The sequence below is a fragment of the Dietzia sp. DQ11-44 genome (assembly GCF_014145205.1).
Taxonomy (GTDB): domain Bacteria; phylum Actinomycetota; class Actinomycetes; order Mycobacteriales; family Mycobacteriaceae; genus Dietzia; species Dietzia natronolimnaea.
The window spans coordinates 1-4683 of record NZ_JAALEC010000365.1 but is presented as its reverse complement, the minus strand read 5'-3'; the positions used below and the strand labels follow the sequence as shown (position 1 = coordinate 4683).

The 4683-nt window shown below is 69.4% G+C and carries 7 protein-coding genes; 4 read left to right on the top strand and 3 right to left on the bottom strand.

All coding sequences use genetic code 11. The annotated features are described in order from the left end of the window. Positions 1–225: 225 nt before the first annotated feature. Both G6018_RS09790 and G6018_RS09785 read right to left on the bottom strand, forming a co-directional pair. Positions 226–783, bottom strand: coding sequence for a hypothetical protein (locus G6018_RS09790; protein ID WP_063971826.1), 558 nt, complete (start codon positions 781–783; stop codon positions 226–228). Then, entirely contained in the window at positions 768–1076 is a 309-nt protein-coding gene (locus G6018_RS09785) for a hypothetical protein (RefSeq protein WP_182639495.1), read from the bottom strand. Before G6018_RS09785 ends, G6018_RS09790 begins: the two co-directional genes overlap by 16 nt. Positions 1077–1369: 293 nt before the next feature. Here G6018_RS09785 and G6018_RS09780 point away from each other — a divergent pair, with 293 nt between their 5' ends. Together G6018_RS09780 and G6018_RS09775 are read left to right on the top strand one after the other, a co-directional pair. Beyond that, a complete protein-coding gene (locus tag G6018_RS09780; RefSeq protein WP_132063036.1) occupies positions 1370–1729 on the top strand; it encodes a hypothetical protein in 360 nt (119 codons plus the stop codon). Between the two features lie 39 nt (positions 1730–1768). Beyond that, complete coding sequence (locus G6018_RS09775; RefSeq protein ID WP_182639494.1) at positions 1769–2359, top strand: TetR/AcrR family transcriptional regulator; 591 nt, start codon at positions 1769–1771, stop codon at positions 2357–2359. Between the two features lie 28 nt (positions 2360–2387). Here G6018_RS09775 and G6018_RS17670 read toward each other — a convergent pair whose 3' ends face one another. Continuing rightward, on the bottom strand, positions 2388–3374 hold the full coding sequence (locus G6018_RS17670; RefSeq protein WP_007631801.1) for a diacylglycerol kinase family protein: 987 nt from the start codon (positions 3372–3374) through the stop codon (positions 2388–2390). Between the two features lie 345 nt (positions 3375–3719). Here G6018_RS17670 and rplJ point away from each other — a divergent pair, with 345 nt between their 5' ends. Further along, positions 3720–4232, top strand: a complete 513-nt coding sequence (gene rplJ, locus G6018_RS09765) for a 50S ribosomal protein L10 (RefSeq protein ID WP_007631803.1) — start codon at positions 3720–3722, stop codon at positions 4230–4232. A gap of 56 nt (positions 4233–4288) precedes the next feature. Then, positions 4289–4675, top strand: a complete 387-nt coding sequence (rplL, locus tag G6018_RS09760) for a 50S ribosomal protein L7/L12 (RefSeq protein ID WP_007631805.1) — start codon at positions 4289–4291, stop codon at positions 4673–4675. The last annotated feature ends 8 nt before the right edge of the window (positions 4676–4683 follow it).

Here is a 4683-nt window from a genome sequence, read left to right as displayed (position 1 = left end):
GGCCGTGTCGTCGAGGCCTCCGGCGGTGACCTCCGTGCCGGTCTGGAGTCCCTCGACCCCGTCCTGCAGGGACTGGCGGATTCGGGGGCTCGCTCACCGAGTCACTGCGCTACCTGGCCACCTTCCCGTTCCCGCTGGACACCTACCGCAACGCGGTGCGCGGGGACTACGCCAACGGCACGGTCATCCTCGACCTTCGGCTGCCGGTCCTGGACACCGCGCTGCTCATCGGCACACCGTTCGAGGGGTCGCTAGCGTTGCTCGACACCATCCTGGGCGTACCCGCCCCACCCCGTTGACCAGTCCGACGTCGCCCACCGCCCCGCCTTCCCAATGGCCTTCCGGGACGATCGGGGTGGAGCGCATGGACGCCGCGCCGTCGGGGCGGACGATCTTCTCCTGCAGGACTAGCGGGATCTCGAACTCGCCGGCGGGCAGTCCCAACGGATTGTCGGGACGTCCGGTGTCGAACCGGTCGCGGGGGAGGTAGCCGCCCGCGAGACCGCCGTAGACGTTGAGGCGGGTGATGGCCATGGCGTGGTCGTGGTGCCAGAGCCCGGCCGCCTCCTGCCGGTTGTCGAAGTGGTGGAGGTGGCCCTGCCCGAGGAAGGACGACTGCTCCGGGTGGCCATCGCTGGCGGGCTCGGTGACCCCGCCGTGCAGGTGTAGCGACGTGGGTACCCGGGTACGCACCGACTCCGACAGTCCGTGCAGGCTCGTGTCGATGTCCGCGGCGTGTGGGTGGACTGAGATCTCATTGCGGTAGGTCAGCGTCGTCCGCACTCCGGCGTGCGATCACCGGACCAAGGGTAACTGGCCGCGCCGTAACCCAAGGTCATCGCCGCGGGGAGGCCGCGGTGGAACCGGTGGGTGCCCGTCCGCGCGGACAGTTCCAGGGACTCTCCGGGCAGGACGTCCGGACGCGGGAGTTCGTCCACGTAGGGCTCGAGGACGGGGGAGTGGAACAACAGCGGGCTCGGACCAAGCGATCCCGGGCCGACCTGTGCGCGGGTGGCGGACGCGCCGACGAGTCCCATGCCCGCCACACCGGCCACCGTGCCGAGGAGTCTTCGCATCGTCACCACGGGCCCGCGAGCGCCGCCACCGAACCCGACCATGAGAGCTCCCGCTGCTATGACACGAGTCACAGTACCCTACGGTATGGTTCGGAGGTGGGGATCACCGAGTGACCGGGGGAGAGATGGCCCGACGGGACATGAGCCGACTCCCGAGGGTGAGAGCCGTGGGCGTGGCACTGCTTCGCGTGGGGTCACGGGGGTTGGATATCCGCGAGTGCCGAAGCGGATGCAGGCGCGGCCGTGCCCGTCCCCGGGATCGCCACCGCGCCGTCGCAGGTGCCTTGGCGGTGGTGGCCAAGGGGGTCGGCGACGTCGAGAACCCCAGCCGCGGGCTGAGGACCCACGACACGATCCTCGCGTGGGAACCCGCCTGGATGGACCCGATCTGCGAGGGGTTTCGGGAGGCCGTACGTGGCTCGGACCTGCTCGTCCGGCTCCACGCGGACGGCCTCCGGGCGCGCGGGGTGGTCTACACCGACATCGTCTCGACGGTCGACCTGCTCGTGCACCCACCGCTGGAACAGTCCCCGCCCGGCACAGAGGTGCGGGTCGTCCGGCCGTTCGCGGGCAGCCGGCCCGTGTGGCACGGCGAACCCGGGCGCGACCCGGACTCGCGCGCTCTGGTCATGGAGGCCCTCGGTCCGACGTAGGGTGACGACGATGACGACACGACACGGTGCCGCGGGCCGATGACCCGGGGGTCGACATGGTCCGCCCGGCCGAGCGGTCCGCGCACGGGGCGCTTCTCGGCGGAGGACTGGGCCCGCGCCGGGCTGGACCTGCTCATGACCGAGGGCAGGTCCGCGGTCAAGATCAGCAGACTCTGCGCCGACTTCGGCGTCACGAAGGGCAGCTTCTACTGGCATTTCGCCGACTTCGACGCGCTCATGGCCGCCATCGCCAGGCTCTACTTCTCGCAGGAGATGGACGCCGCCCGTGGTCTGGTCACCATGGAGGAGATGCCACCCGACGCACGGCTGGAGACCATGAGCGCGATGCTCGTGGAATCCCGCGCCTGGGAGGGGGAGGCCGCGATCCGCGAATGGGCCAGGGCGGACGAGACCGTCGCCGAGGCGGTTGCCGAACTGGACCAACGCATCCTGCGGGTGGTCCACGACGCGTTCGTCGAACTCGGGTTCTCCGAACGGGGGGCGAGGATCCGCGCCGGCGTCTTGGTGTACGCCGGCATCGGGTTCGTCTACGGGCGCTCAGCGCTGCCCGTGCCCACCGTGGAGGAGATCCACGACGTGCTGGCGCTGCTGGTGAAGCCCGAGACCTGACCTCCGGGGCCAGGTCGGGGAGCGCGGGTCAGACCGCCACCCGGACCGTGAGCCCCCTCCGCTTGATCCGCGCCGAGAACTCGGTCACGGTGCCGCAGTCCTCGCCGTCGATCTGGAACGCGGCCGGTTTCTCCAACACGCGGGCGGTGATCCCCACGCCCTGGCGGAAATCCAGTGGCCGGGTCCGATGCTCTTCTTTCCCGCTCTCCTGGGTGGAGTTCCTCCGCAGTATCGGCTTGAGCCGGTGCTGGAACGTGTGATGGGCCAGCACCGCACCCGCCTGCGCCCACCCGAGAGGGCCCTTGGCGCGCAGAGCGAGAACGTCCAGGAGTCCGTCGTCGATGACGGCGTCGGGCAACAGCACCATCCCCGCCTGCAGCATCCCGCAGTTGGCCACCAGGAGGGTGCGCGCGCGGGTCTGGATCGGCGATCCGTCGTCGAGGGCGTACTCGACCCGGATCCGGTGGCCGCGCAACAGCGTGTTGGCGAACGCGCCGACGTACGCGAGCCAGCCCACCCGTGCCTTCAGTTTGTCGTCGGTGCCCGCGATCATGTCGGCGTCCATCCCGGCGCCGAGCATCACGAGGAACACGTCATCGTGGGACACGCCGTCGCCGTCGGTGTAGTGGACCTCGCCGAGGTCGATCGCGCGGCTCCGACCGCTCATGGCGACACGCAACGCACGGTCGACATCGTCCAACGGGACGCCGAGGTTGCGGGCGAGCAGGTTCCCGGTTCCCAGGGGGACGACTCCCATCGGCACCGAGGTGCCGAGCAGGCCCTGCGCCACCGACCGTACGGTGCCGTCGCCGCCGCACGCGATCACCAGTCCGACACCGTCGGCGGCCGCCCGTGCCGCCTGACCGGTGCCCGGGTCCTCCTCGGTGGTCTCGTAGAAGACGGGATCCGTCCACCCGTGCCTGGACGCCCGCTCCTCGGCGAGGCGGCGGACCTCGTCGATTCCGACCTTGGTGGGGTTGTAGACGACGGCGAGGCGAGACGGGGCTGGGGACACCGCACCAATGTGTCAGAAAGCCGACCGGCCCGCCATTCGTCGCCCCCGGGCGGATTTGGTATGCGACGGCGGCCGCCTATATCCTTGGGTCCGAAGTTTGAACGCCTGGGAGCTCTGCTCTCGGGCACCTGATCAAGTTTCACCGAAGACCGCAGGTCGCCGCTCCCGCCGGGGGTGGTCGAAGGGTCCGGGAGCGCCCGGACGGCCCGCGCAGGAGAACACCGGTCAGCGTCGGATGTGCCGTGGGTCCCCAGGGGCCCGTGCCAGCTCCTCCACGCCCCGTGCCACCTGCGCACGGGGCGTTCGTGTTTTCTCGGGCGAGATGATGCAGAAAGGAGGCGAAACATGGCAAAGCCCGCAAAGGTCCAGGCCGTCGAGGAGATCAAGCAGCACTTCCAGAACTCCACGACCGCCGTGGTCACCGAGTACCGCGGACTCTCCGTCCCGCAGGTCACCGAACTGCGCAAGACGCTGGGTGACGCGGCCACGTACACCGTGGCCAAGAACACCCTGGTCAAGCGTGCGGCTGAGGAAGCCGGAGTCGAGGGTCTCGATGACCTCCTGTCCGGTCCCACCGCCATCGCGTTCGTCACCGGTGAGGTCGTGGACGCCGCCAAGGCGCTCAAGAACTTCGCCAAGGACAACAAGGCGCTCGTCATCAAGGGCGGTGTCATGGACGGCTCACCGCTGTCCGCCACCGAACTCGACAAGATCGCCGATCTCGAGTCCCGCGAGGTCCTGCTCGCGAAGATGGCCGGTGCCCTCAAGGGTAACCAGACCAAGGCCGCCGGCCTGTTCAACGCGCCCGCTTCGCAGCTGGCACGTCTGTTCGCGGCGCTCGAGGACAAGAAAAACTAACCCCACATGCTTCCGGGCCGTCTGACGGCACCGGGACCAACAGAAAGGACGCCACCATGGCGAAGCTCAGCAACGACGAGCTGCTCGAGGCCTTCAAGGAGATGACTCTTCTGGAGCTCTCCGAGTTCGTGAAGCTGTTCGAAGACACCTTCGAGGTCACCGCGGCCGCTCCGGTCGCCGTCGCGGCTGCCGGCGCCCCGGCTGCCGGTGGCGAGGCCGCCGCCGAGCAGGACGAGTTCGACGTCGTCCTCGAGTCGGCCGGCGACAAGAAGATCGGCGTCATCAAGGTCGTGCGCGAGCTCGTGTCGGGCCTGGGCCTCAAGGAGGCCAAGGATCTCGTCGAGTCCGCCCCCAAGGCGATCGTCGAGAAGGTCGACAAGGAGGCCGCCGAGGCCGCCAAGACCAAGCTCGAGGAGGCCGGCGCGACGGTCACCCTCAAGTGATCTGACGC